Annotated in this window: 22 protein-coding genes and 1 tRNA gene; 9 read left to right on the top strand and 14 right to left on the bottom strand. The window is 65.8% G+C overall.

Annotated elements, in window-relative coordinates; translation table 11 throughout:
- Positions 1-39: 39 nt before the first annotated feature.
- The 5 genes from K8I04_13760 to K8I04_13740 form a co-directional block, all read right to left on the bottom strand.
- A complete protein-coding gene (locus K8I04_13760) occupies positions 40-978 on the bottom strand; it encodes a ribose-phosphate diphosphokinase (protein MBZ0072778.1) in 939 nt (312 codons plus the stop codon).
- A 400-nt stretch (positions 979-1,378) separates the two neighbouring features.
- Positions 1,379-1,453 (bottom strand) — tRNA-Gln (locus K8I04_13755).
- A gap of 51 nt (positions 1,454-1,504) precedes the next feature.
- Complete coding sequence (gene ispE, locus K8I04_13750) at positions 1,505-2,380, bottom strand: 4-(cytidine 5'-diphospho)-2-C-methyl-D-erythritol kinase (GenBank protein MBZ0072777.1); 876 nt, start codon at positions 2,378-2,380, stop codon at positions 1,505-1,507.
- 13 nt (positions 2,381-2,393) lie between these two features.
- Complete coding sequence (lolB, locus tag K8I04_13745; GenBank protein ID MBZ0072776.1) at positions 2,394-2,975, bottom strand: lipoprotein insertase outer membrane protein LolB; 582 nt, start codon at positions 2,973-2,975, stop codon at positions 2,394-2,396.
- A 20-nt stretch (positions 2,976-2,995) separates the two neighbouring features.
- Positions 2,996-4,750, bottom strand: a complete 1,755-nt coding sequence (locus tag K8I04_13740; protein ID MBZ0072775.1) for a tetratricopeptide repeat protein — start codon at positions 4,748-4,750, stop codon at positions 2,996-2,998.
- Between the two features lie 174 nt (positions 4,751-4,924).
- On the opposite strand from K8I04_13740, the gene hemA reads away from it, so the two are divergent.
- The 5 genes from hemA to K8I04_13715 all read left to right on the top strand — a co-directional run bounded on the left by hemA (position 4,925) and on the right by K8I04_13715 (position 10,621).
- A complete protein-coding gene (gene hemA / locus K8I04_13735; protein MBZ0072774.1) occupies positions 4,925-6,187 on the top strand; it encodes a glutamyl-tRNA reductase in 1,263 nt (420 codons plus the stop codon).
- Positions 6,188-6,205: 18 nt separating this feature from the next.
- Positions 6,206-7,288 (top strand): peptide chain release factor 1, encoded by a 1,083-nt coding sequence (prfA, locus tag K8I04_13730; protein ID MBZ0072773.1) that lies wholly within the window; start codon positions 6,206-6,208, stop codon positions 7,286-7,288.
- A gap of 195 nt (positions 7,289-7,483) precedes the next feature.
- On the top strand, positions 7,484-8,203 hold the full coding sequence (locus K8I04_13725) for an SIMPL domain-containing protein (GenBank protein ID MBZ0072772.1): 720 nt from the start codon (positions 7,484-7,486) through the stop codon (positions 8,201-8,203).
- Between the two features lie 400 nt (positions 8,204-8,603).
- On the top strand, positions 8,604-9,971 hold the full coding sequence (locus tag K8I04_13720) for a lysine 2,3-aminomutase (GenBank protein MBZ0072771.1): 1,368 nt from the start codon (positions 8,604-8,606) through the stop codon (positions 9,969-9,971).
- Between the two features lie 68 nt (positions 9,972-10,039).
- On the top strand, positions 10,040-10,621 hold the full coding sequence (locus tag K8I04_13715) for a hypothetical protein (GenBank protein ID MBZ0072770.1): 582 nt from the start codon (positions 10,040-10,042) through the stop codon (positions 10,619-10,621).
- A 237-nt stretch (positions 10,622-10,858) separates the two neighbouring features.
- Here the strand turns inward: K8I04_13715 and K8I04_13710 are convergent, their stop codons facing one another.
- The 4 genes from K8I04_13710 to K8I04_13695 all read right to left on the bottom strand — a co-directional run bounded on the left by K8I04_13710 (position 10,859) and on the right by K8I04_13695 (position 14,888).
- Entirely contained in the window at positions 10,859-11,626 is a 768-nt protein-coding gene (locus K8I04_13710) for a metal ABC transporter permease (GenBank protein MBZ0072769.1), read from the bottom strand.
- Positions 11,627-11,795: 169 nt separating this feature from the next.
- On the bottom strand, positions 11,796-12,695 hold the full coding sequence (locus tag K8I04_13705) for a zinc ABC transporter substrate-binding protein (protein ID MBZ0072768.1): 900 nt from the start codon (positions 12,693-12,695) through the stop codon (positions 11,796-11,798).
- A gap of 427 nt (positions 12,696-13,122) precedes the next feature.
- Positions 13,123-14,496, bottom strand: coding sequence for a carbohydrate porin (locus K8I04_13700; GenBank protein ID MBZ0072767.1), 1,374 nt, complete (start codon positions 14,494-14,496; stop codon positions 13,123-13,125).
- A gap of 71 nt (positions 14,497-14,567) precedes the next feature.
- On the bottom strand, positions 14,568-14,888 hold the full coding sequence (locus K8I04_13695; GenBank protein MBZ0072766.1) for a hypothetical protein: 321 nt from the start codon (positions 14,886-14,888) through the stop codon (positions 14,568-14,570).
- Between the two features lie 163 nt (positions 14,889-15,051).
- On the opposite strand from K8I04_13695, the gene prmC reads away from it, so the two are divergent.
- The 4 genes from prmC to K8I04_13675 all read left to right on the top strand — a co-directional run bounded on the left by prmC (position 15,052) and on the right by K8I04_13675 (position 18,344).
- A complete protein-coding gene (gene prmC, locus K8I04_13690) occupies positions 15,052-15,912 on the top strand; it encodes a peptide chain release factor N(5)-glutamine methyltransferase (GenBank protein MBZ0072765.1) in 861 nt (286 codons plus the stop codon).
- A gap of 116 nt (positions 15,913-16,028) precedes the next feature.
- On the top strand, positions 16,029-16,439 hold the full coding sequence (locus K8I04_13685) for a hypothetical protein (GenBank protein ID MBZ0072764.1): 411 nt from the start codon (positions 16,029-16,031) through the stop codon (positions 16,437-16,439).
- A gap of 340 nt (positions 16,440-16,779) precedes the next feature.
- Complete coding sequence (locus K8I04_13680; GenBank protein MBZ0072763.1) at positions 16,780-17,535, top strand: molybdopterin-synthase adenylyltransferase MoeB; 756 nt, start codon at positions 16,780-16,782, stop codon at positions 17,533-17,535.
- A gap of 98 nt (positions 17,536-17,633) precedes the next feature.
- Positions 17,634-18,344, top strand: coding sequence for an MgtC/SapB family protein (locus K8I04_13675; protein MBZ0072762.1), 711 nt, complete (start codon positions 17,634-17,636; stop codon positions 18,342-18,344).
- Positions 18,345-18,381: 37 nt separating this feature from the next.
- On the opposite strand, the gene K8I04_13670 is transcribed toward K8I04_13675, so the two are convergent.
- The 5 genes from K8I04_13670 to gatA form a co-directional block, all read right to left on the bottom strand.
- The gene (locus K8I04_13670) at positions 18,382-19,230 is read right to left on the bottom strand and encodes an HAD-IIB family hydrolase (protein ID MBZ0072761.1); all 849 of its coding nucleotides are present in this window, start codon (positions 19,228-19,230) and stop codon (positions 18,382-18,384) included.
- Between the two features lie 338 nt (positions 19,231-19,568).
- A complete protein-coding gene (locus tag K8I04_13665) occupies positions 19,569-19,958 on the bottom strand; it encodes a hypothetical protein (GenBank protein MBZ0072760.1) in 390 nt (129 codons plus the stop codon).
- Positions 19,959-20,083: 125 nt separating this feature from the next.
- Positions 20,084-20,968 (bottom strand): Hsp33 family molecular chaperone HslO, encoded by an 885-nt coding sequence (gene hslO, locus K8I04_13660; GenBank protein MBZ0072759.1) that lies wholly within the window; start codon positions 20,966-20,968, stop codon positions 20,084-20,086.
- Positions 20,969-21,426: 458 nt separating this feature from the next.
- Positions 21,427-22,863 carry an Asp-tRNA(Asn)/Glu-tRNA(Gln) amidotransferase subunit GatB gene (gene gatB / locus K8I04_13655; GenBank protein MBZ0072758.1) on the bottom strand — a complete coding sequence of 479 codons (1,437 nt, stop codon included), beginning with the start codon at positions 22,861-22,863 and terminating at the stop codon, positions 21,427-21,429.
- Between the two features lie 368 nt (positions 22,864-23,231).
- Positions 23,232-24,536 (bottom strand): Asp-tRNA(Asn)/Glu-tRNA(Gln) amidotransferase subunit GatA (gene gatA, locus K8I04_13650; GenBank protein MBZ0072757.1); only part of this gene is annotated, 1,305 nt, incomplete at its 5' end.

Raw genomic sequence — 24,536 nt, 5'->3', positions numbered from 1 at the left:
GAATCCCGAATCCCGACCCCCGAATCCCGACTTCCCCCATCAATCCATAAACAGCGAGCTGACCGACTCTTCATCGCTGATGCGGCGCATGGTCTCGGCCAGCATTTCGGCGATACTCAGTACGCGGATCCGTAAACACTTCCGCGCGTCCGGGCGCAGCGGGATGGTGTCGGTCACCACCAGTTCATCGAGCACCGATTTCTCGATATTCGAGATCGCCGGCCCCGACAGCACCGGGTGCGTGCAGTAGGCCGTGACGCTGCGCGCGCCGCGATCCTTCAGCGCGCGCGCCGCCTGGCAGAGGGTGCCGGCGGTGTCGACCAGGTCGTCGATCAGGATGCAGTCGCGACCTTCGACCTTGCCGATGATGTTCATCACCCTCGCTTCATTGGGCTTGGAGCGGCGCTTGTCGATGATGGCCAGGTCGGCGTCATCCAGTCGCTTGGCGATCGCGCGGGCACGCACCACACCGCCCACGTCCGGTGACACGACTATGGGATCGGTATATGTCTGCCGCCAGAGGTCGCCCAACAGAATCGGCGATGCATACACGTTGTCCACCGGGATGTCGAAAAATCCCTGGATCTGGTCGGCATGCAGATCCACCGTCAATACGCGGTGCGCGCCAACCTTGCAGATCATGTCGGCGACCACCTTGGCGGTGATGGGTACGCGCACCGAACGTGGCCGGCGATCCTGGCGGGCATAGCCGAAATACGGGATCACTGTGGTGATACGCGCCGCCGACGACCGCCGGATGGCGTCGACCATCACCAGCAACTCCATCAAGTTGTCGTTGGTCGGTTCGCAGGTCGGCTGCAGCACGAACACGTCGCGGCCGCGCACGTTCTCCATGATCTCGACCATGATCTCGCCATCACTGAAGCGCCCGACCACCGCCTTGCCCAGCGGCATCTTCAGGTAGTTGACGATGTCCTGGGCCAACTGCGTGTTGGCATTCCCGGTAAATACCATCATCCGGCTTTCAGTCTCGTCCACGGCAGACCCTCTGATATAGTTCGTCTGTACGTATGGCTATGAATGGCTGGGGCGCCAGGATGACTCACGGCTGGCGGCCGTTCGCCCCTCCGGGGCCGGCTGCGCCGTTCGCTGCGCGCTTCGCGCTTGCGTCGAACCTTACGGTTCTCATCCTGGCGCCGCGCTGTGCACTTCGAATACACAATTGTGCACAACGCGGTCCATTTACCTTTGGCTGGGGCGCCAGGATGACTCACGGCCGGTGGCCGTTCGCCCCTCCGGGGCCGGCTGCGCCGTTCGCTGCGCGCTACGCGCTTGCGTCGAACCTCACGGTTCTCATCCTGGCGCCGCGCTGTGCACTTCGAATAAACAGTTGCGCACAACGCGGTCCACTTACCTTTGGCTGGGGCGCCAGGATTCGAACCTGGGTATGCGGGAATCAAAATCCCGTGCCTTACCGCTTGGCGACGCCCCATTAAGATCAGGTACTAGGTTCTAGGTACTAGGACCACGGAAACCCTAGTACCTAGAACCTAGTACCTGGTGTATCAGCATCCAATCTTTCGTGCAGCGGCGACCGGTTGCGGCCGCGCGCGATGAAGGCACGCCAGCCTGCGGGCAGTTGCGTGAGCACCTGCTGCGCGTCGCCGCGCTCGGCGAAGGATGCGAATACACAGGCCCCGGTGCCGGTCAGGCGGGCCGGCGCGTACCGGCCCAGCCAGTCCAGCGCGTGACCGACCTCGGGGTAGCGCCGGCGCACGACCGGCTCGCAATCGTTGCCACCGACTCCCGAAAGAAAGTCGGCTATTGTGATGGGCGGCGTATGGCGTGTCAATTCGGGCGCCGAGAAAACCTCAGCCGTTGAGACTGTTACGGCCGGCACGATGATCAGGTACCAAGGCTCGGGGAGGGTCACCGGGGTGAGCCGCTCGCCCACGCCCTCGGCCCAGGCGGCCTGGCCGCGTACGAACACCGGCACGTCCGCACCGAGACGCAGGCCCAGCTCCGCCAGGCGGTCGACAGAAAAGCCGATGCCCCAGAGCTGGTTGAGGACGACCAGGGTGGTGGCGGCGTCGGAACTCCCGCCACCAAGGCCGCCGCCCAGGGGCAGGCGCTTGTCGATCGCGATGGTGACACCGTGGTCGGTGCCGGCCTCGGCCTGCAGCAGCCGGGCGGCCCGCACCGTCAGGTCGCGCTCGGCGGGCACGCCAGGGAACGGGGTGGACCGTCGGATCCCGCCACCGGATTCGACCCGCAGGCCGATGCCATCGGCGATGTCGAGAAACTGGAAGACGGTCTGCAACGTATGGAAACCATCGGGCCGCCGGCCGGTGACGTGCAGGAACAGGTTCAGCTTGGCGGGTGCCGGCCAGCCTCTGGCCGCGTCCCGAGCGGGTGGCAGCGCGGCCACGCGTTCAGCCGGGAACCGCCGCCCAGCGGTCGATGATCAGCTTGGCCTGGAGGCCGTCGCGGACCAGTTCGATGCGCCGTGGCAGGCCGGCGTCGGCGGGGGGCGCCTGGTAGGCCGTATAGCGGATGTCCCAGCCGTCCTGCCGCAGGCGCAACGGCCGGCCGGCATCGTCATAGGCCCAGTGCGCCGGCCGCCCCGGCACGGCCCGCCCGCGCACCCAGAAGCGCAGACCATCGACCGGCAGTGCCCAGCCGGTAAGGCGTTCCAGCAGCACCGCGGCATCGGCCGCGTGGTCGCGCAGGCCGTCGGCGCGTTCGAGGGTGACGCCGGCGGCATCGCCCCACAGGCGCACGGCGCCCTGGCCGAGCGGGCCGCTGAGCTCGATACGGAAGGCCACGCCGGTCTGCACCCAGCGCAGGCCGGCATGCCAGCCCTCGTTGCCGGACTGTACGGCGATACGCCCGTCCAGCGCCCAGTCCTCCGCCGGCGGCGGCGCCCAGGCACGTTCAGGCGCCGGCATCCGGGTGCAGGCGCCCAGCCACAGCACGGTGGCGCCGACCGTCAGGACATACAGAACCCCGCGCACCGGAAGACACGCCGGACAGCTCACAGGCCGTGGCGCTCCAGAGTCCGCAGCAGCGGCTGGTTGTCGGGATGGGCGCGGCGCGCCTTGTCCCAGACGCGGCGCGCCTCGGCATGGCGTCCCTGGGCCCACAGGACCTCGCCCAGATGGGCCGCGACCTCCGGATCCTCATCACTCAGGGCGTAGGCACGCTGCAGTTGTTCGACCGCCGCGTCCAGCCGGCCCAAGCGGTACTGCACCCAGCCCATGCTGTCGATGATCGCGGCCTCGTCCGGTGCCAGCACCAGTGCCTCCTGGATCAGCGCGAGCGCCTCGTCAAGACGTTCGTTGCGGTCGGCCAGGGTATAGCCGAGGGCGTTGAGGGCGTGGAAATTGCCCGGGTCCGCCGTGACGATGCGCTGCAGGTCGCGTTCGGCCAGCGCGGACTCACCGAGCCGCTCGGCCAGCAGGGCGCGGGCGTACAGCACCTCATGATTGTCGGGTGCATCGACCAGCACCTCGTTGTAGACCTGCATGGCCGCGGCGAGCTCGCCGGCGTGTATGAGGATCTCGCCCTCGACCAGATACAGGCGCACCGCCAGCCGCGGGTTCTGCAGACGCAGCGACTGGAGGTGTCGGCGCGCACCCGCCAGGTCGCCGAGATCGGCCTGCAGATCGGCGCTGCGGATCTGTGCCTCTATCCAATAGTCACCCTCGGTGATGGTGGTATACCAGTCCAGGGCCGCCTGCTTGTCACCGCGCAGTTCGGCGACCCGGCCCAGATAGTAGCGCGCCTCCTGCTGGCGCTGACCCGACTCCAGCAGCTTGCGGAAATGACCCTCGGCCTGCTTGTACTGCTTCTGCTCGACCGCCAGCAGGCCCAGCGAGAAGCGTGCGTCGGCCTGCTCGGGCTGGCGCCGGATGACCTCCTGAAACTGCACGCGGGCGGCGGGCAGGTCGCGCAGATCCAGCAGCAGGCGCGCCAGCGCCAGGCGCAGGTCGGAATTCTCCGGCTGGGCGGCGATGGCGGCCTCGAGCCCGTGCCGTGCCTGTTCGGGTTGCCCCAGCCGCATCTGCACTGCAGCCCGCAGGACGATGGCGTCGGCCCAGCCTGGGCGTAGCGCCAGCGACTGCCCCACCTCGCTCAGCGCCAGCTCCGCGTTGCCGGCATGCAGGGCCAGGCGGCTGTAGGCGAGGTGCGCGTCGGCGGAACCCGCATGCGCCTGGGTCAGCCGGTCCATGAGCGCCAGCGCCAGCTCGCGGTCCTCACCGCGCGCCAGCAGGCCGGTGATCATGGTGTAGGCCTGCTCGTCATCCTGGGCGGTGGACAGCAGATAGTCGAGCTGCTCATAGGCCTCGTCAGTGATACGCGCGTGCATCGCCAGCATGGCCAGCGACTGCCGCGCCTCCTGGCGCACCGGATCCAGCTCCACCCAGCGCCGTGCGGCGGTCAGCGCGGCGTCCTCGTCCTTGGCGAACAACGCGATGTGCAGGGCGCGCTCGGCGACGCGTGGATCGTCGCTCTCTTCGCTGGCACGCAGGTAATGGCTGACCGACACGTCCAGGCGATCGCGCTGGCCGGCGATTTCGCCGAGCAGGATATCGAACAGCAGGGCACCGCTCAGGGTGTCCGACTCCTCGCTACCGGCCGCGGCCGGCAGGGGCGGCTGTCGCAGGATCGGCGCGGTCGCGTCGGCCGGGACGGTGTCCGGCACGGCGACGGGCTCCGGTGGCAGCGTCGCACAGGCGGTCAGCACCACGGACAGGGGGAACAGCAGCAACCGTAGGGAGAGCTTCATTGGGGGCCGTCGCACCGGGCCGATCCTTGCAGATGATCAGGGCTTGCTATTCTAGCAGCATGTCGGGCCGAAACCGGCAATCGCCGGCCACCCGCCGGCGGGCGGCCCCGGCTCGCTTGTATTCACCCCCTGCATCCCGCAGAATTTCCGGCTCATTCCGGCAACCTTCCGTTCATGTCCCTCATCGCCCTAGGCATCAATCATCGCACTGCGCCGGTGGATATCCGCGAACGTGTGGCGTTCCCGCCCGAGCGGCTGGGTGATGCCCTGCGCGAGCTCGCGGGCCTGCCACAGGTACGCGAGGCGGCGATCCTCTCGACCTGCAACCGCACCGAGCTCTATTGCCATCTGGAAGGCGGTGACAGCGACGCGGTCATCGGCTGGCTGGGCGATTACCATCGGCTGAGTCCCGAGCAGCTCGCGCCACTCCTTTATATATATCCGGATCAGGCCGCCATCCGTCACATGTTTCGTGTCGCCGCGGGTCTGGATTCGATGATCCTGGGCGAACCGCAGATCCTCGGCCAGATGAAGGCGGCCTTCCAGGACGCGCGCGCGGCCGGCACGCTGGAGGCGCAGCTCGGCAAGCTCTTCCAGCACACCTTCACCGTCGCCAAGCAGGTGCGTACCGATACCGCCATCGGCGCGAGCCCGGTATCGGTCGCGTTCGCGGCGGTCAGCCTCGCCCGGCAGATCTTCGGTGACCTGAGCGAGCACACCGCGCTGCTGATCGGTGCCGGTGAGACCATCGAGCTGGCCGCACGCCACCTCGCCGACCAAAACCTCGGCCGCATGATCGTCGCCAACCGCACGGTCGCACGCGCGCACGCGCTGGCGTCGGAATTCAATGGCTACGCGATCGCATTGGCGGAGATGCCAGCCCACCTGGTCGAGGCCGACATCGTGATCTCCTCCACCGCCAGCCAGCTGCCGATCCTCGGCAAGGGTGCGGTCGAGAGTGCCCTGAAGGCACGCAAGCACCGCCCTATCTTCATGGTCGATATCGCCGTACCGCGCGACATCGAACCCGAGGTCGCCGAGCTGGCGGACGTCTATCTCTACACCGTCGACGATCTCCAGGAGGTCATCCAGGAAAACATGAAATCCCGCCAGGAGGCGGCCACGCAGGCGGAAGAGATCATCGAGGTGCAGTGTGCCCACTTCATGGGCTGGCTGCGCTCGCTGGATGCCGTCGCGACCATCCGCGAATTTCGCGACCGCGCCGACGCCGTGCGCGGCGCGGTGCTGGAGAAGGCGCGCCGCCGGCTGGCACGCGGCGAGGACCCGGAGCAGGTACTGCGTTATCTGGCCCACACCCTGACCAACAAGCTGACCCACAATCCCAGCGCCTCCCTGCGCCAGGCCGGTTACGACGGCCGCAGCGATTTCATCCGCACCGCGCGCGAACTGCTGGGCCTGCCCAAATCCGATGCCTGAGCGGCACCGCGCATCCGCGTGAAAGATTCCATCCGCATCAAGCTCGAGACCCTGAGCGACCGCTTCGAAGAAGTGGGCGTACTGCTGTCGACGCCGGAGATCATCAACAACCAGAACCGGTTCCGCGCACTGTCGATCGAGTACGCCGAGCTGGAGCCGGTGGTGCAGTGCTTCGCGCGCTATCGCCAGACGCTGGACGACAGTGCCGCCGCCGAGCAGCTGCTGAAGGACCCGGACGCCGACATGCGCGCCATGGCCCAGGACGAGCTGGCCGCCGCGCGTGCCCGCGGCGAGGCGCTGGAACGGGAACTGCAGATGCTGCTGCTGCCCAGCGATCCCTTCGACAACAGCAATATCTTTCTGGAGATCCGCGCCGGCACCGGCGGCGATGAGGCGGCGATCTTCGCCGGTGATCTGTTCCGCATGTATACGCGCTATGCAGAGCTGCGCCGCTGGCAGGTCGAGGTGCTGAGCGAAAGTCCCGGCGAGCACGGCGGCTACAAGGAGATCATCGCGCGCATCCTCGGCCAGGGCGCGTACTCGCGCCTCAAGTTCGAGTCCGGTGCACACCGCGTACAGCGCGTCCCTGCCACCGAATCGCAGGGCCGCATCCACACCTCGGCCGCCACCGTCGCCATCCTGCCCGAGGTCGAGGAGGTGGATGCCGTGGACATCAACCCGGCCGACCTGAAGGTGGACACCTACCGCGCCTCCGGTGCCGGCGGCCAGCACGTCAACAAGACCGATTCGGCCATCCGCATCACTCACCTGCCGAGCGGCATCGTGGTCGAGTGTCAGGACGAGCGTTCGCAGCACAAGAACCGTGCCCGCGCCCTGTCGCTGCTGGCCGCCCGACTGCTCACGGCCGAACGCGACAAACAGGCGGCCGAGCAGACCGAGACCCGTCGCCGGCTGGTCGGCAGCGGTGACCGCTCGGAGCGCATCCGCACCTACAATATCCCGCAGGGCCGACTCACCGACCACCGCATCAATCTGACGCTGTACAAACTTGACAGCATCTTGCAAGGTCATCTCGACGAGGTCATCGAGCCGCTGATCAATGAATACCAGGCCGATCAGCTGGCTGCGCTGCAGGCGTGAGGGCGCGGGCGAGCGCAGCAACCCGCAAAACGGCTTTGGCCACGGAAGCACACGGAATACAAAACCCACCGCATCCCCCCACCTTCCGTGTGTTTCCGTGGCTGAAACGGGTTTTCCGGACAGGGCATCTTTCGTGGGTTTCGTGGCCTATAGTATCTTGAAGTTTTCTCACAGCGGCGCACAGCGGAGAACCCCATGACGACATCCAGCACACCCGGCGCCTTTATCCTCGGTGCCTTCCTCTGTGCCGGCCTGATCGGGCTGGGCTATCTCGGCAGCAGCGGCTTTCTGGAGGGCAAGGCGCTGGAGCGGACAGTGACGGTAAAGGGACTGGCGGAGCGTGAGGTGCCGACGGACATCGCCATCTGGCCGATCCGCTTCAGCGAGGCGGACAACGATCTGGTCAGTCTCTATGCGCGCATCGAGCGGGACAATACCCTGGTGACGGACTTTCTCCTCGAGCACGGTTTCACCGCGGAGGAGATCTCGGTGTCGGCACCCGCCATCACCGATCGCCAGGCGCAGAGCTATGGCGACGGCGGTGGTGTCCTGTTCCGCTACGTGGCGACGTCGGCCATTACCGTCTACACGACTAAGACCGACCAGGTCCGCGCGACCCAGACCCGGCTGGTCGACCTCGGCAAGCAGGGCGTGGTGATCAGCGGGGATGACTATCAGGCGCGCACCCAGTTCCTGTTCACCGGTCTCAACGACATCAAGCCGGACATGATCGAGGAGGCGACCCGCAATGCGCGCGAGGTCGCGGGCAAATTTGCCGCCGATTCGGCCAGCCTGCTCGGCCGGATCAAGACCGCCAGCCAGGGGCAGTTTTCCATCGACGACCGTGACAGCAACACGCCCTACATCAAGAAGGTCCGGGTGGTATCGACGGTGGAATACTATCTGACCGACTGAACGCACGCCGCGGCCGTACTGCCGACGACGCGCTACTATTCAAGCACTTACAGCCAAAATCACGCCCACGATTTGAGTTGCCGGGCGAATTCACGTACCCTCCGGTCCTCACGCAATTTTGTTCATCAGCCACATTTTGTTCATCAGCCGCGGTGCGGCGACTCGAGGGGAAGGGGTACCGCCCATCCCCATTCCGCGTAGCCGACGATCTTCCGTCGACCACGCTTCAGGTACGGCCGTCACCCAGATGTGACGGCGGTCCGGCAGGTTCGCAGTCGACAATTCGATTTCTTCCCCTGCGGGGAAGCCGCACCACGAGGCCCTGCGGCCGGTTTGGTGCCCGTGCGCGTCTGACCGTGCCCACAGCTCAAAAGAGGTTCGCATGTCTCAGCCGACGAACATTCAGATCAGGCGCGATGCGCTGTATGGGGAGTACACCCGCAACACCCGTTTTCAAGTCTATACGGAGCGCCAGCTGGATCAGATCGCGCCCCTGCGGCGCCTGTCCGAGGAACAACGCTTCGTGATGCGCGTGGTCGCCCAGGTACTGCCGTTCCGGGTCAATCAATATGTCATCGACGAGCTGATCGACTGGGAGCGCGTCCCCGATGACCCCGTCTTTCAGCTGACCTTCCCGCAGCAGGGCATGCTGGAACCCGCCGATTTCGACCGCATGGCCGATGCCCTGCGCAAGGGCCTGGATCGGGCCGAAATCAAGCAACTCGCCCGCGAGATCCAGGCCCGGCTCAATCCGCATCCCGCCGGCCAGCAGGAACTGAATGTGCCCATGCTCGACGGCGAGGCGCTGCCGGGCATGCAGCACAAATACCGGGAGACGGTGCTGTTCTTCCCCAGCCAGGGCCAGGTGTGCCATTCCTATTGCACGTTCTGCTTCCGCTGGGCGCAGTTCGTCGGCGACAAGGAACTGCGCTTTGCCAGCAACGAGGCGGAGACCCTGCACCGCTATCTGGCCCGTGATCGCGCCATCAGCGACCTGCTCATCACCGGCGGCGACCCCATGGTGATGAAGACGCAGAACCTCGAGAATTACCTCGAGCCGCTGCTGCAGCCGCGGCTCGACCACGTGCAGACGCTGCGCATCGGCACCAAGTCCATGACCTTCTGGCCACAGCGTTATGTGACCGATCCGGACGCCGATGCGCTGCTGCGCCTGTTCGAGAAACTGGTGCGGCGCGGCAAGCATGTCGCGCTGATGGCGCACTTCAACCACTGGCAGGAACTGGAGACCCCGGTGGTGCGGGAGGCGCTGCGCCGCGTGCGTGACACCGGCGTGGTGATCCGTACCCAGGCCCCGCTGGTTCGGCATATCAATGACGACCCGGACGTGTGGGCGCGCATGTGGCGTACTCAGACCGGCCTGGGTCTGGTGCCCTACTACATGTTCGTCGAGCGCGACACCGGTGCGCGCCACTACTTCGAGGTGCCGCTGGCGCGCGCCTACGAGGTCTATCGCGACGCCATCCGGCAGGTATCCGGGCTGAGCCGCACCGCCCGTGGCCCGTCCATGAGCGCCGGACCCGGCAAAGTGGAGATCCAGGGCATCACCGAGATCCATGGCGAGAAGGTCTTCGTGCTGCGCTTCATTCAAGGGCGCAATCCGGACTGGGTGCAGCAGCCGTTCTTCGCCCGCTACGACCCCGACGCCACCTGGCTGGATCAGCTGCAGCCGGCCTTTGGCGAGGAGCAGTTCTTCTTCTCCGGGGAATACCGTGAGATGTGCCAGCAGGCACTCCAGGCCGCCCTGTAGCCGCCTGCGACTACCCCGGCCTGAAGGCGCAGACTATAGTTGATGGCTAGGAGCCTGTCGGGGTCCACATGTTCAAGACCGATCGAGTTGTGGTTATCGTCGCGCTGCTCGCGCTGCTGGCGGGCTGCGGACCACCGCGGATCCTCGATACCGAGCGCGGTGGCTACGTGCCGGTGCGCCAAGGCACGTTCGAACTGCGCCGCGACCTGACCGTCCGTGCCGGGCGCACCCGTGTCTATCTGCAGGGCGGCGCGGTGGTCGCGGGCGTCAACGAGTTCCAGCCGCACTGTCAGCTCGAGGTCAACACCCTGAGTGACGCGCCACAGGCGCTCCGTGCCGACAGCTTCGCCGTGACGGCCATTTCCACCCGCCGCGACAACGTCGTCGCGGCAGACCACCTGCAGATCGCCAGCCTCGACACCGCAGCGGTCGGCGTGGGGATCGGCGTCGGGTTCGGACACTGGGGCTTCGGTGGCTGGGAGACCCGGCGCATGCAGGCCTACGTCTTCCGCCTGCACTCCGAGCGCCAGCCGGACGTACGCTCGCTCACCTGCGGCGGGGCCTTCGATGACCCCTGGCTGGCGCAACTCCCCACCCTGCAGGAGATCGCCGTGGCACTCGGCGAGTACGGGCGGTTGGTGTTGGAGTGAGGAGTGAGGAGTCAGGCGTGAGGCGTGAGGGGGAAAACCCCTTTTGGCCACGGAAACACACGGAACAACACGGAAAAATTCCATTGCAAAAACCCTGGCGAAACACATGTCAGGGTATGGCAACCGGCGGCAAGGGCCGGGACGATACTGGCACCAAGACGCTTCCTGGTTTTTCAATAACTAAGATTTTTTTCCGTGTTTTTCCGTGTGTTTCCGTGGCCAAAAGGGGTTTTCTCCTCACGCCTCACGCCTCACGCCTCCCACCACGCCGACCGCCGCCAGTGCCCACACGATCACCGCGCCGCTGGGGAGGTCGTAGAGTGCCGAGACGATCAGGCCCAGTGCGTAGCCCGCAGCGCCAATGACGTAGCCGATGGCCAGCTGGCGGCGGCCCGGCAGCGCGCGTGTAGCCAGCGCGGGGATGATCAGGCTGGCGAACACCAGATATACACCGACCAGCTGTACCGAGGCGGTCACCGCCACGGCGAACAGCGTGTAGAAGCCAAGCCGCCCCAGTCGCGGCCCCAGCGTGAACCACAGCGTCAGCACGGCCGTGTACAGCACCAGCACCGGTATGAGATCAGCGAGCGTCACCCACAGGATCTGGCCGACCAGCAGGTCTTTGAGCTGCTCGCCACCATGCGGGTCGTGGCTCAGCAGCAGGATGGCGGCGGTTGCCGCGAGCACGAAGGAGGCACCGATCAGCGCCTCCTGGAGCTGCGGCCAGCGGCGGTCGGTCCAGGTGAGCACGAGCGCGCCTGCCAGCGCGGCGCCCACGGCCGCGAACTGTACGCCCCAGCCGCCCTCCGCCCAGCCGAGGCGGTGCGCCGCGATCACACCGATGCCGGCGATCTGGGCGATGGCGAGGTCGATGAAGATGATGCCGCGCCGCAACACCTGCTGCCCGAGCGGCACGTGGGTCGCGACCACCAGCAACCCGGCCAGCAGCGCGGGGCCCAGGATGGTGATGTCGAGCAGCGCGATGTCGGGTGCGGCGAAACTCATCCCGGCAACCTCGTTTGCCACGGAACCACACGGAAACACCCGGACGGGATCCTGTGCTTCACACGAACGACGGTGCTCTTCACGCGCCGGGTGTTGAACCGTGGGCCTGCAGCATTGTTCCACGTCGGTGCCGGCCGTGTGGTTCCGTGGCAGCTGCGGCTTTCTGGATTCATTGCAGTGCCCCCAGCAACCGCGCGAGCGTGTCGTCGAACAGCCCCTGAAGATCCTGCGCGCCGGCGCTGCCACCGACCGTGAAGGGCAGTTCGACCGCCACGATCCCGGTCTGCTGCACCAGCCAGTCCGACGAACGTGCATCCTGATAGGCCGCGTGCAGCACCAGCCTCGCCGGCTGCGCGCGCAGCGTCGCCAGCACGGCGGCGAGATGGCCGCTCGATGGCGGCACGCCGGGCCGCGGCTCGAGTGCTGCGACCTCGACCAGTCCCAGCCAGTCCAACAGGTAGACCCAGCTCTTGTGCTGCACCACTACCGGCACCCCGCGCAGGGGTGCGGCCTGCGCCTCCCAGCGCCGCAGCGCCACGTCCCAGTCGCGTGCGAAGGCGGCCTGCCGCTGCGCATAGACGGCCGCGCCCGCGGGGTCCACCTCGGCCAGACGCGCGGCGAGCGCCGCGGCGACCCGCGCAATATTGCGTGGATCGGTCTGGATGTGGGGATTGCCCGCCGCGTGCACGTCGCCGTCGGCGCGGTCCAGCCGTGCCGGCACATCCTTGAGCGTCACCTGCCCGGCCGCCAGGAAGTGCCCCGGCCGCCCCGGCTGCACGCGCATGTTCGCCGCCTTGCGCAGCAGCATCGGCAACCAGCCGGCCTCCAGGTCCGCGCCGGTACAGATCAGCAGGTCGGCCTGCCGCAGCTTCGCGATCAACGAGGGCCGTGCCTCGATGCGGTGTGGATCCTGCAGCGCGGTGGTGGCGCTGAACACGGCCACGCGTTCACCGCCGAGTTCCTGCGCAAGCGCCGCCCATTCGGGCTCGCAGGCGAACACCTGGAGTGCGAAGGCTCTGGACGTCACCAGCAGCGCGATGATGCCCAGCCAATGCCTGTGTGATTTCATAATCGTTCCTCTTTACGGATGCATCGACGCAGGTGCGTCCGATCCGTCATTCCGGCCCACGCCGGACCGACGGCCGTTGAAAATATTCCAGCTACGAAATCCACGGAACGACACGGAAAAAAGGCTCATTGTAAAAACCCGGCAACCCGACCGCGAAGGGCTGATGCCGGGTTTACGCAATAAATCCTAAAAACTCATTTTCACCACGAAGGACACGAAGGACACGAAGCTAAAGACAGGCACTTCGGCTTTCGCAGTGCTTCACCCTCCGGGTGAAGCACCGAAACAAAGTAGCTCTTGGAGTTTCTTTGTGTCCTTCGTGTCCTTCGTGGTGAACTGCTTTTTCGAGGATGAATGCTTTCGGTGTCGTTCCGTGGGTTCCGTGGCCATTTTTTCAAGACACCGGCCCAAGTAAGTGTCACTCGCCCTAATACGCATGCGCACCGTGTGCGCCGAGGCTCATGATGTACTGCAGATACCATTGGTCGTCCGTGACCGGCTGCGAGCGATCACGGTTGTACTGCAAGCGCAGGCGGCTGAATTCGCTGTGCGACCAATCGAACATCAGCGCGTAGCGCTCGGGGTCGTGCCGGCTGCCGTCGAGGCCGGCCTCGGCCAGCACCTCGGCATCGCTGCCGCTGTTGTCCGCACTCAGATGGTCGTAGCGCAGCCCCACCCGCCAGCGCGGCACGAACTGATAGACGGCCTGGGCATACCAGCCACGCTGCTCGCCGGAGTACCACGTCTCCTCCACGGGATCGTGGGTGATGCGCACCACACCGTCCTCGTCACGCAGGAAATACTCGCCCTGAAGCTTGAGGTAGGTGCGCGTCGGATTGCCCGCCGGTGCCCATTTCCAGACGGCGTCCAGGGCGCTGATCCGGCTGTCGCCACTGAAGCTCACGGCCGCCGCGGCGCCGTCGTCGTGGGCGTGTCCGCCACTGCTGCGATCGGTCACGTCGGCACGCCAGTGCGACAGGCCGAGCTGCCAGCTGTGACTCACGCCGACGTCGCCGCCGAGTTTGGCGAACACGCTGCCCGCGCCGAGGCCACCGTGGCTGGCGCCGGCGGCGGGAAAATCACCACCGCGCAGCCATTCGGCGCCGAGCGTGACATAGAGGTCGGTCGGCGCCAGCCAGCTGAGCTGCACGCCGTCGTCGTTGAGCTGATCGCCGAACAGCGCCCGATACACCAGCGGCGCGTCGGCGAAATCCCAGGCGTGGCTGTGCTGCTGATTGAGATAACCGATGCCGGAGTAGAAACGCCCGGCGCGCAGCAGCAGGCCATGACCCAGGCCGGGCGTCTCGACGTAGGCCTCCTCCAGCTCGACCTCGGTGGCGCCGTCGTGGCTGGCGATGGCGGCGGTGAGCTGGCCGAAGAACAGATCGTCGACGTTGGCGCTCAGGATCAGCTCCGAATGCGCGACCGAAAAGCCTTCCTCGCCCGGACCGGCCTCACCGCCCAGCTGGAAGCCCTCCAGCCGGTACGCCTCGGGGTCCCGGGAGAAGGACGTGAGCTTGCCGTCGAGGATCAGACTGATGTCGGGATTGAAGCCGCGTGGGTGGTCCGCCGTGGCTGCCGCGACCGGCACGGCGGGTGCGGACCGGGCCTCGGCCGCTTGCAGCCGCTGCTCCAGCGCACGGATACGCTGTTCGTAGTCGGATCTCAGGGCCTCGATCTCCTGCCGCAGGACATCGAGTTCAGTGCCCGGCTCGACGCCGTCTGCGGCAGCGGGCGCCGCCGGGGCGGATGGGATGAACGTGGCCAGGACCACGCCCGCAAGGGCGATAGACATACGCATGACGGTCTCCGGAAAAGATCGGTGGGTGACGGGCCAGGGCCCGGATCCGCCACACGGGGCGGCGGCTTCGATCAGTGCAGAGCCGGTGCGGGCGGGGCGCGGGCGAGAAAGGAGCGGGGTGGTGCGGCCGCTGCCGGCGCGGGCCGCGGCACAGGCAGGGCCAGGGCGCGGGCGCCGGTGGCCGCAACCACCACCGGCGGCGGCACGGCATCGCCGACATGCTGCGCGGTGATGCACAGGGCGCAATAGGCGTCGGGCACGGCGGCGTCGTGCCCCAGTTCGTGCAGCAGCACGCCCAGCTGTGCCAGGAACAGCAGCACGGCCAGTACCGCGGCAGAGATGAGCGCGCGGTGCGGGTTCAGTGACGGCTTCGCGGTGGCTGGGCGGGACATCGGCACTTCAATCGCCATCCAGAGGCAGGTTGTGATGCAGATCGGGGCGCTACCTTAGCGCCGTCACGACACGGGGGCAACCGCCGGCGCCACGGCCACGCCCCTCCCGCGCCCGGCGCGGGACACGCTATGATGCCGTCTGCCCCGTTTCCCTCCGACCCGCATGCCGCCGACCATCGCCACCGCTCTGCACACCGCGCTCACCCGGCTCACCCATGCCGGCTCCGCTGCCGATGACGCGCGCCTGGACGCCGAGGCGCTGCTCGCCCACGTGCTGGGCCAGGCGCGCAGCCACCTGCGCGCCTGGCCGGAGCGCACCCTCACCGCCGCACAGGCCGCGCACTACGAAGACCTCGTTACGCGCCGCGCCGCCGGCGAACCCGTTGCCTACCTCTGCGGCCGGCGCGAGTTCTGGTCGCTGGAGCTGGAGGTGACGCCGGCGACACTGATCCCGCGGCCGGAGACCGAGCTGCTGGTGGAACTCGCACTGGCGCGGATCCCGGTGGCGGCGGCGCTGGCGGTCGCCGACCTCGGCACCGGCACGGGTGCCATCGCGCTTGCCATCGCCCGCGAGCGGCCACGCTGCCGGGTGACGGCGACGGACCGGGCGAGCGCGGCGCTCGCCGTGGCGCGCCGTAATGCGGCGCGGCTGGGCATCACCGCTGTCGATTTCCGGCACGGCGCCTGGTACGCGCCGCTGCCCGATCCAGCGGCTGGGCGTTACGATCTGATCCTGAGCAACCCGCCCTATGTCCGCGCCGGCGACCCGCACCTCGCGCAGGGCGACCTGCGTTTCGAACCGCCGGATGCGCTGACTGCCGGCGCGGATGGCCTGGACGCGCTGCGCGTCCTCGTCGCCGGCGCGCCCGCGTATCTGCACAGCGGCGGTTGGCTGCTGGTCGAACACGGCTACGATCAGGCCGAGGCGGTCACGGCCCTGTTCCGCACGGCCGGCTTCACGGACATCGAGACGTTCCACGATCTCGGTGGGCAGCCGCGCGTGACGCTGGGACGCCGCCCCTGACAATGCTGCCACCAGCCCCTGTGCGCCGAACGATTCAGTAAATTCTTATATAGGCCGGGGGGTTAATAACCCTACCAGAGCTTGATAAATATGCCAGACGGGTTAGCATCGACAGCATGAGTGAGAAACCGACCGACACCGTCAAGCACCGCGAGATCTGGTTCCGCGAACCGCACGAGGATCCGAACCAGGCCCGCTCGGCGACGCTCGTGCTCAGCGATGTCGAAGGCGTGCTGCAGGTGCAGCCGCGGCATCCCCGGCTCATCCTGGTATCGTACGACATCACCCATGTCACCCTGCAGGTCATCGACAGCCTGCTCGACGAACTCGGCTTCCACCTCGACAACAACCTGTTCATGAAGCTGCGCCGTGCGCTGTATTACTACAGCGAAGAGGCACAGCAGGCCGCCCGCGGCTGCAGCCGTGGCCGCGGCAATTGCACCCAGGCGGTGTTCATCAACCGCTACCGCCGACTCGAGCACGGCTGCCGCGACCCGCGCCCGGAGCACTGGCGACGGTATCTCTAGCCGGCTGCAGCTACGCCTATCCGCACCGATCGCCCAGTGATACACCGGACGACGGAGCCGGTCGTGGGGATCAGTGAGGCGTGAGGCGTGAGGAGCAAACCCTTTTTTAGCCACGGAACCCACGGAAAAACACGGAAATGATGCTGCCAAAGGCCCAGTAGGAAAACAGTGGTGTCCCTATCTGGACTTGTACATCGTAAATTTTTCCGTGTTTTCCGTGGGTTCCGTGGCCAAAAATCATTGGGTTTCACGCCTCACGCCTCACCCCTCACTCCTCACAACGAACGCAGCATGAGGCGTCGCTTGTACCGCCGCTCCACCAGCCTGTATCTTCCCCGCGATGGACGATGAACAGCTCCTTCGCTACAGCCGTCAGATCCTGTTACCCGAATTCGGTATCGAGGCCCAGGAGCGCCTGCTCGACGCGCGCGTACTGATCGTCGGTGCCGGCGGGCTGGGTTCACCGGTGGCGCTGTACCTCGCCGCGGCCGGCGTCGGCACGCTGGCGATCGCCGATGACGACGTGGTGGAGATCTCCAACCTGCAGCGTCAGATCCTGCACCGGCACGCCGACCTCGGTCGCCCCAAGGTGGACTCCGCGGTCGCCCGCATCCGCGAGCTCAATCCGGATACCCGCGTGATCCCCGTCGCCACCCGCCTCGCGGGCGAGGTGCTGCGTGAGCAGGTGGAGGCCGTCGATCTGGTGGTGGACGGGTGTGACAACTTCGCCACCCGCTTCGCGGTCAACGCGGCCTGCGTCGCGGCGCGCCGACCGTTGGTGTCCGGCTCGGCCATCCGCATGGAAGGTCAGGTCGCCGTGTTCCGCGCCGACCGGCCCGACAGCCCCTGTTACCGTTGTCTGTACCGCGACGGCACGGAAACCGAACAGACCTGCGCGGAGAACGGCGTACTGGCGCCCATCGTCGGCATCGTCGGCAGCCTGCAGGCACTGGAGGTGATCAAGGTGATCACCGGCATCGGCGCGACACTGTGCGGCCGTCTGCTGGTGATCGACGGCAAGAACCTGGACATCCGCACCCTGCGCCTGCGCCGCGACCCTGCCTGCCCGGTGTGCGGTAACCGCCCGGTGACCTGACCGCTCGCCCATTCCTTTATCATGGCGATATAAGCTAAGCTGAGCGCCGGCCGTTCGCCCCCATAACGACAACACCACAGGAGCGCCTGCGCACTGTCATGCCCTGGTTCGATACCCTGATCGTCCTGTCCTTCGACGCCCTCACGCCCCTGCTCGCCGCGCTCGTCACCGGCGGCCTGATCGGACTGGAACGCACCGCCCACGGCCGGCCCGCCGGCTTCCGCACCCACGCGCTGGTATGCGTCACCTCCAGCCTGCTGATGCTGGTCACCACGCATCAGCTGCATTTCATGGGGAACGTACCGCTCGAGGCCATCCGCATCGATCCGACGCGCATGGGCCAGGGCATCATGACCGGGATCGGCTTCCTCGGTGCGGGCGTGGTGATGAAGGAAGGCCTGAGCATCCGCGGCCTGACGACCGCCGCCTCGATCTGGATGACCGCGGCCATCGGCATCCTGCTGGGGCTGACGTTCTATGTGCCGGCCATACTGGCGACGCTGATCAGCCTCATGGTGCTGTCGCTGTTCCGCTGGGTCGAGAATGCCATCCCGGCGCTGCACTACGGCAAGCTCACGGTACGCTTCGAGCACGACAGCATCATGCCGCAGACGGCGCTGCAGGAACTGATCGTGCAGCACGGCATCACGCCCGCCAACCCGAGCTATGCGCTGAAGGACGACAGCGACACCTTCGAGTACGTGATGGTCATCCGCACCCGCAAGCGTGACAACTACCGGCGCCTGGCCGAATCGCTGACCAACCTGACACAGGTGCGGGAGTTCTCCATCGAGACGACCGGCGACTGAGCGTCGCCGCGCGCGGGAGGGGGCGGGGGTGCTCGCGTCAGCGTACCTGCGCCAGCCGCTCGACCCACTGCGGATGGAAGTGCGCCAGTCCCTCCAGCACACCGGCCGTGTAGTTGCCATTCATACCGAGAAAGCCGCCGCGGGCGACGTACAGACGGTCGGCGTGTCCGGCCTCCTGTGCCGCCCATTCCGCTTCCTCGCGCACTTCGGGAATCGCATTCGCCACCAGCACCGCGGGGATGCCGCTGGTCAGTACCGGCAGGTCGTTGCCGGAATCACCGGCGAACAGCGTGTGGGCCGCGTCCACACCCAGTTCCGCCATCAGGAAGCGCACCGCCCCCAGCTTGGTCGCTGCGGCGGGCAGTACATCCAGCAGCCCGGTCGCGGTGGTCTCGTCGACGCTCCACACCAGACTGGCGCGCAGGCCGCGGGCCTGCAGACGCCGGTGCATGTCGGCGAGCAGCACCGCGTGATCGAGCGCGGGGTCGGCGTAATAGCTCAGCTTGAAGCGGCCCTGCTTCCCGGGCTCCTGCAGAACGATGGCGTCGATGTCGGCGAACAGGCCCGCGAGGTCCGCCGCCGTATGGCCGGGCCAATCCGCGGCGATATGCTGCGACCACTGCTCCCACAGCCGCCACTCCCCACCGACCGTGCGGTAGATGCTGGTGCCCACGTCACCGACCGCGAACTGCGGCCGCGGCAGATCATACTCGGCGATCGCCTGCTCGATCAGCGCCAGATGCCGACCGCTGACATAGGCGAGGATCACGCCCGGGTGCCCGGCCAGCTGCCGCAACAGCGGTCGTGCCTGCGGCGATTCCGGCTGCGGGCCGTTCGGCAGCAAGGTGCGGTCGAGATCGGAGCAGAGGAGGAGGCGTTCGGGCATGCGGTGTCGATATCGATGACTTCGTGCGGCCACCATACCGCAGATCGCCCGGAGGTGCAGGCCCCAGGTGCGATGGCATTCACGCAAGCCGATGTCTTGAAAAAATGGCCACGGAACCCACGGAACAACACGGAAAAAGGCCTATTGTAAAAACCCGACCACCCGACCGCGGAGGGATGATGCCGGGTTCAGGCAATAAATCCTTTCCGTGTTGTTCCGTGGGTTCCGTGGCCAAGAATGATGTAAGGAACCGCTGATTAATTCGTCGTACCGTCATTGCTTCGCTTCGCTCGCAATGATGAACAAATCAGAGATTCCTTACGTGAGTACCATTCACCCTAAGCGAGGCTCAGGGTCTCCAGGATTGCCTCCACCGTATCGTCCTCGCGGCCTTCATCCACCAGCGGGCAATGGTAGGTGACGTACAGCATCACGCTGTCCGCGCGCAGATACCACTCGCGCCAGTAGTGGTCGTCATCGCCATAGCTCAGCCCCAGTCCGTCGAAGTCGCCGTACTCGACCGCCTCTGGCTCTGCGCCGGCCTCCAGATGCTCGGCTGCCATATAGTCGAGGAATGCGTCGTCGACCTCCTCGTCCCGCTCCAGCGCGCTGATCCTCAGCGTACCGCTGCCCGCGGGGTCGAACAGGGTGACGCCTTCATCGTCCTCTTCATCCTCCCAGTCATCGGGAAGGTTGATGATCCAGAGCGGTGTTTGGCGTGTCTTCATGGCAGGTATCCTGGTGTCGGAACGACCGTTGGTCAACGTCTGGAAACGGCGTCGCCCGGGCGTACAGGCTGCAGCGAACGCGCCCAGGCCCGGGGCTCCAACATACTCCGGCATGACCGGTCCGCTCAATGCCGCGTCGGCGGTACCGTCGGCTGGTGCGCGGAGGCTGCGAACAGCTTCTCCACGTCCACTGGATCGAAGGTGTAGTTCTGATTACAGAATTCACAGTCGACGCTGACCCGCCCCTGTTCGGCGATGATGCCCTGCACCTCATCGTAGCCCAGGCTGCGCAGTACGGCCTCGATGCGTTCGCGGGTGCAGGTACAGCGGAAGCTCACCGGCTCCGGCTCGAAGACCCGCACGTCTTCCTCGTGGAACAACCGGTGCAGCACATCGCGCTGCGGCAACTCCAGCAGTTCCTGCTCGGTGAGGGTAGCGGCGAGTTGCACCACACGGTTCCAGGCATCGGCATCCTCGGTCTCACCGGGCAGCGTCTGTAGCAGCATGCCGGCCGCGCGCGTATCACTGGCCGCCAGCCACAGGCGCGTGGCGAGCTGTTCGGAGCGCTCGAAATAATCCCTGAAGGCGTGCGCCAGATGTTCTTCGGTCTCGAGCGCGACGATCCCCTGGTAGCGCTCGCGGTCACCGCCCTGGTCGATGGTGATCGCAAGCCGGGCCTTGCCGACCAGCTGCGCCAGCGGTCCGGCGAGTACCGGATCGGTCCAGTGTGCCAGCCCGCGCAGGGTACGGTCGGACTTGACCTGTACCACGATCAGGGACACCGGGCCGTCGCCCTGAATCTGCAGGATCAGCGAACCGTTGAACTTGATGGTGGTCACCAGCAGCGCGGCCGCGGCCATCGCCTGGCCCAGCAGCTCGCGCACCGGCACGGGGTAGTCGCGGCGCTCCAGAATCGCGCGCCAGGTCGCATCCAGATGCACCAGCTCGCCACGCACGTTGGTGCGTTCGAAGACGAACCGGCTGAGCACATCACTGTCGCGTTGGGTCATGAGAGAAGCTTATTACTCGGTCCATAATGACAAAACCATTCACCACGAAGGACACAACGGACACGAAGAAAACCTATCGAGAAAAAAATCGTCCACATCCTCACAGTCTGACGAACACTCCGGGCGGAGGGACCCACTGACAAAGCAATAGTTTGTGTCCTTCGTGTCCTTGGTGGTTACAGGTCGCATCCAGATGCACCAGTTCGCCACGCACGTTGGTGCGTTCAAAGACGAACCGGCTGAGCACATCACTGTCGCGTTGGGTCATGAGAGAAGCTTATTACTCGGTCCATAATGACAAAACCATTCACCACGAAGGACACGAAGGACACGAAGAAAACCTATCGAGAAAAAAATCGTCCACATCCTCACAGTCTGACGAACACTCCGGGCGGAGGGACCCACTGACAAAGCAATACTTTGTGTCCTTCGTGTCCTTGGTGGTTAAACGTTTTCGATCAACCCGCCAGGTGCTTCTTCAGAAGCTCGTTGAGCTGCGCCGGGTTGGCCTTGCCGCCCATGGCCTTCATGACCTGGCCGACGAAGAAGCCGAGGAGTTTTTCCTGGCCGGCGCGGTACCCTTCGACCTGCTTCGGGTTTCTGGCCAGGATGTCCTTGATGGCCGCCTCGATGGCGCCGGTATCGGTGATCTGCCTGAGACCCCGCTTATCGATCACTGTATCCGCGTCACCCTCCCCGTTCCACATCGCCTCGAACACGTCCTTGGCGATCTTGCCGGAGATGGTGTTGTCGCGAATGCGCTGGATCATACCGGCGAGCATGTCCGCGGACACCGGTGCGGCGCCGATCTCCCGGTTTTCCTTATTGAGGAAGCCGGACAGATCGCCCATCACCCAGTTGGCGCACAGCTTGGCCTCACCGCCGACGGCGGCGACGACGGCCTCATAGTAATCGGCCAGCTCACGCGTGGCGGTCAGTACACCGGCGTCGTAGGCGCTCAGGCCGTACTGATCCATGAAGCGCGCCTTCTTGGCGTCCGGCAGCTCCGGCAGGGTCGTACGCACGTCTTCGATGAAGGCGGCGTCGAGCTCGACCGGGAGCAGATCCGGATCCGGGAAATAGCGGTAGTCATTGGCCTCTTCCTTGGCCCGCATGGAGCGGGTCTCGTCCTTGTTGGCATCGTACAGGCGTGTTTCCTGGACGACCGTGCCACCCCCTTCGATCAGGTCGATCTGGCGTTCGACCTCGTAGTTGATGGCCTTTTCGACGAAGCGGAAGGAGTTGAGGTTCTTGATCTCGGCGCGGGTGCCGAATTCCTTCTGCCCCTTGGGACGCACCGACACGTTGGCATCGCAGCGGAAGGAGCCTTCCTGCATATTGCCGTCGCAGATCTCCAGATAGCGCACCAGCGAATGCAGTTTCTTCATATAGGCGACGGCCTCTTTGGCCGAACGCAGGTCCGGTTCGGAGACGATCTCCAGCAGCGGCGTGCCGGCGCGATTCAGGTCGATACCGGTCTGGCCGTGAAAGTCCTCATGCAGCGACTTGCCGGCATCCTCTTCCAGGTGCGCACGGGTGACACCGATGCGCTTGACGCTGCCGTCATCGAGCTCGATGTCCATGTGTCCATGTTGCACGATGGGCAGTTCGTACTGGCTGATCTGGTAGCCCTTGGGCAGATCGGGATAGAAGTAGTTCTTGCGCGCGAACACCGAGCGCGGCGCGACCGTCGCGCCACTGGCCAGCCCGAACTTCACCGCCATGCGCACCGCCTCCTTGTTCAGCACCGGCAACACGCCCGGCAGCCCGAGATCGACCGCACAGGCCTGGGTGTTCGGTTCCGCCCCGTAGGCCGTCGCCGCACCCGAGAAGATCTTGCTCTGCGTCGCGAGCTGCGCATGAATCTCAAGCCCGATGACTGTTTCCCATTCCATTTCCGCTGACCTTTATCTTGAACCACCAAGACACAAAGATTCGTTTTGAACCGCCAAGGCGCCAAGACGCCAAGAAAATCTGTCTAAGGAACCTCTGGTTAATTCGTCGTACTGTCATTGCGAGCGAAGCGAAGCAATCTCCTTCGACGGCAGATCAATAGTTTGGAGATTGCCGCGTCGCTACGCTCCTCGCAATGACGGGTTAATCAGAGGTTCCCTACATGAAAACCCAAAGCCACCACATGGGAAAACCCCATCGCTTGTGAACTTCCAACCGCCGTTACCTTGATCGATCTTTCTTGGCGTCTTGGCGCCTTGGCGGTTAATACGGGTTCCTTGGCGCCTTGGCGGTTCAAACAAACAATCATTCACTCAAACCCGGCCGGCGCGCGTCGGTGCCAATCCGTCACCTGCTGGTACTGGTGGGCGACGTTGAGCAGGCGTGCCTCGTCGAAGTAGTTGCCGATCAGCTGCAGACCCACCGGCAGGCCGGTGACGAAGCCGGCCGGGATGGACATGCCGGGCAGGCCGGCGAGATTCACGGCGATGGTGTAAATATCCGACAGATACATCGTCACCGGGTCATCGACCCTCTCGCCGAGCTTGAACGCCACCGTCGGCGAGGTCGGGCCGAGGATGACATCCACCGCCTGGAAGGCCTGCTTGAAGTCAGCCGCGATCAGTTGGCGCACCTGCTGCGCCTTCAGATAGTAGGCATCGTAGTAGCCGGCCGACAGCGCATAGGTGCCGATCATGATGCGGCGCTTTACCTCGGGTCCGAAACCCTCGCCGCGCGAGCGCGTGTAGAGGTCCTCGAGGTCCCTGGGGTTCTCGCAACGGTAGCCGAAGCGCACACCGTCAAAGCGCGACAGGTTCGAGGAGCATTCAGCCGGTGCGACGACGTAGTAGGCCGGCACGGCCAATCCGGCGTTGGGCAGCGTGATCTCCACCGGTTCGGCGCCGAGCCGCTGCAACTCGCCGATGGCCGCCTGGACCAGCGCACCCACGGCCGGGTCGAGCCCCGCGCCAAAATATTCCTTCGGCAGCCCGACCTTGAGCCCCTTGAGGCTGCCACCCAATGCGGCGCGGTAATCCTCCACCGGCCGATCGATGCTGGTGGAATCCCGTGGGTCGAAGCCGGTCATGGCCCCGAGCAGGGTCGCCGCATCCTCGGCGGTACGGGTTATCGGGCCTGCCTGATCGAGGCTGGAGGCGAAGGCGACCATGCCGTAGCGGGACACCCGGCCGTAGGTCGGCTTGATGCCGGTGAGGTTGCACAGCGCGGCCGGCTGGCGGATGGAACCGCCGGTGTCGGTGCCCAAGGTACCGTAGCAGAGGCCCGCGGCCACCGCGGCCGCCGAACCGCCGCTGCTGCCGCCGGGCGTGCGGGTCAGGTCCCAGGGATTCTTGGTCTTCTTGAAGGCCGAGGTCTCGGTCGAGGAACCCATCGCGAACTCGTCCATGTTGAGCTTGCCGGTGAGGGCGATGCCCTGGTCGAGCAGCTTCTGCGCCGAGGTCGCGGTGTAGGGCGGGATGAAGTTATGCAGGATCTTCGAGGCGCAAGTTGTCTGGATGCCCCGGGTGAGGAAGATGTCCTTCAAGGCGAAGGGCAGGCCGGCGAGCGGCGGCAGGGTCTCGCCCTTGGCGAGACTGGCGTCGGCGGCCTTGGCCTG

Source organism: Gammaproteobacteria bacterium (assembly GCA_019911805.1).
Classification (GTDB): domain Bacteria; phylum Pseudomonadota; class Gammaproteobacteria; order Thiohalobacterales; family Thiohalobacteraceae; genus JAHJQQ01.
This window is presented reverse-complemented; position numbering and strand designations above follow the sequence as displayed.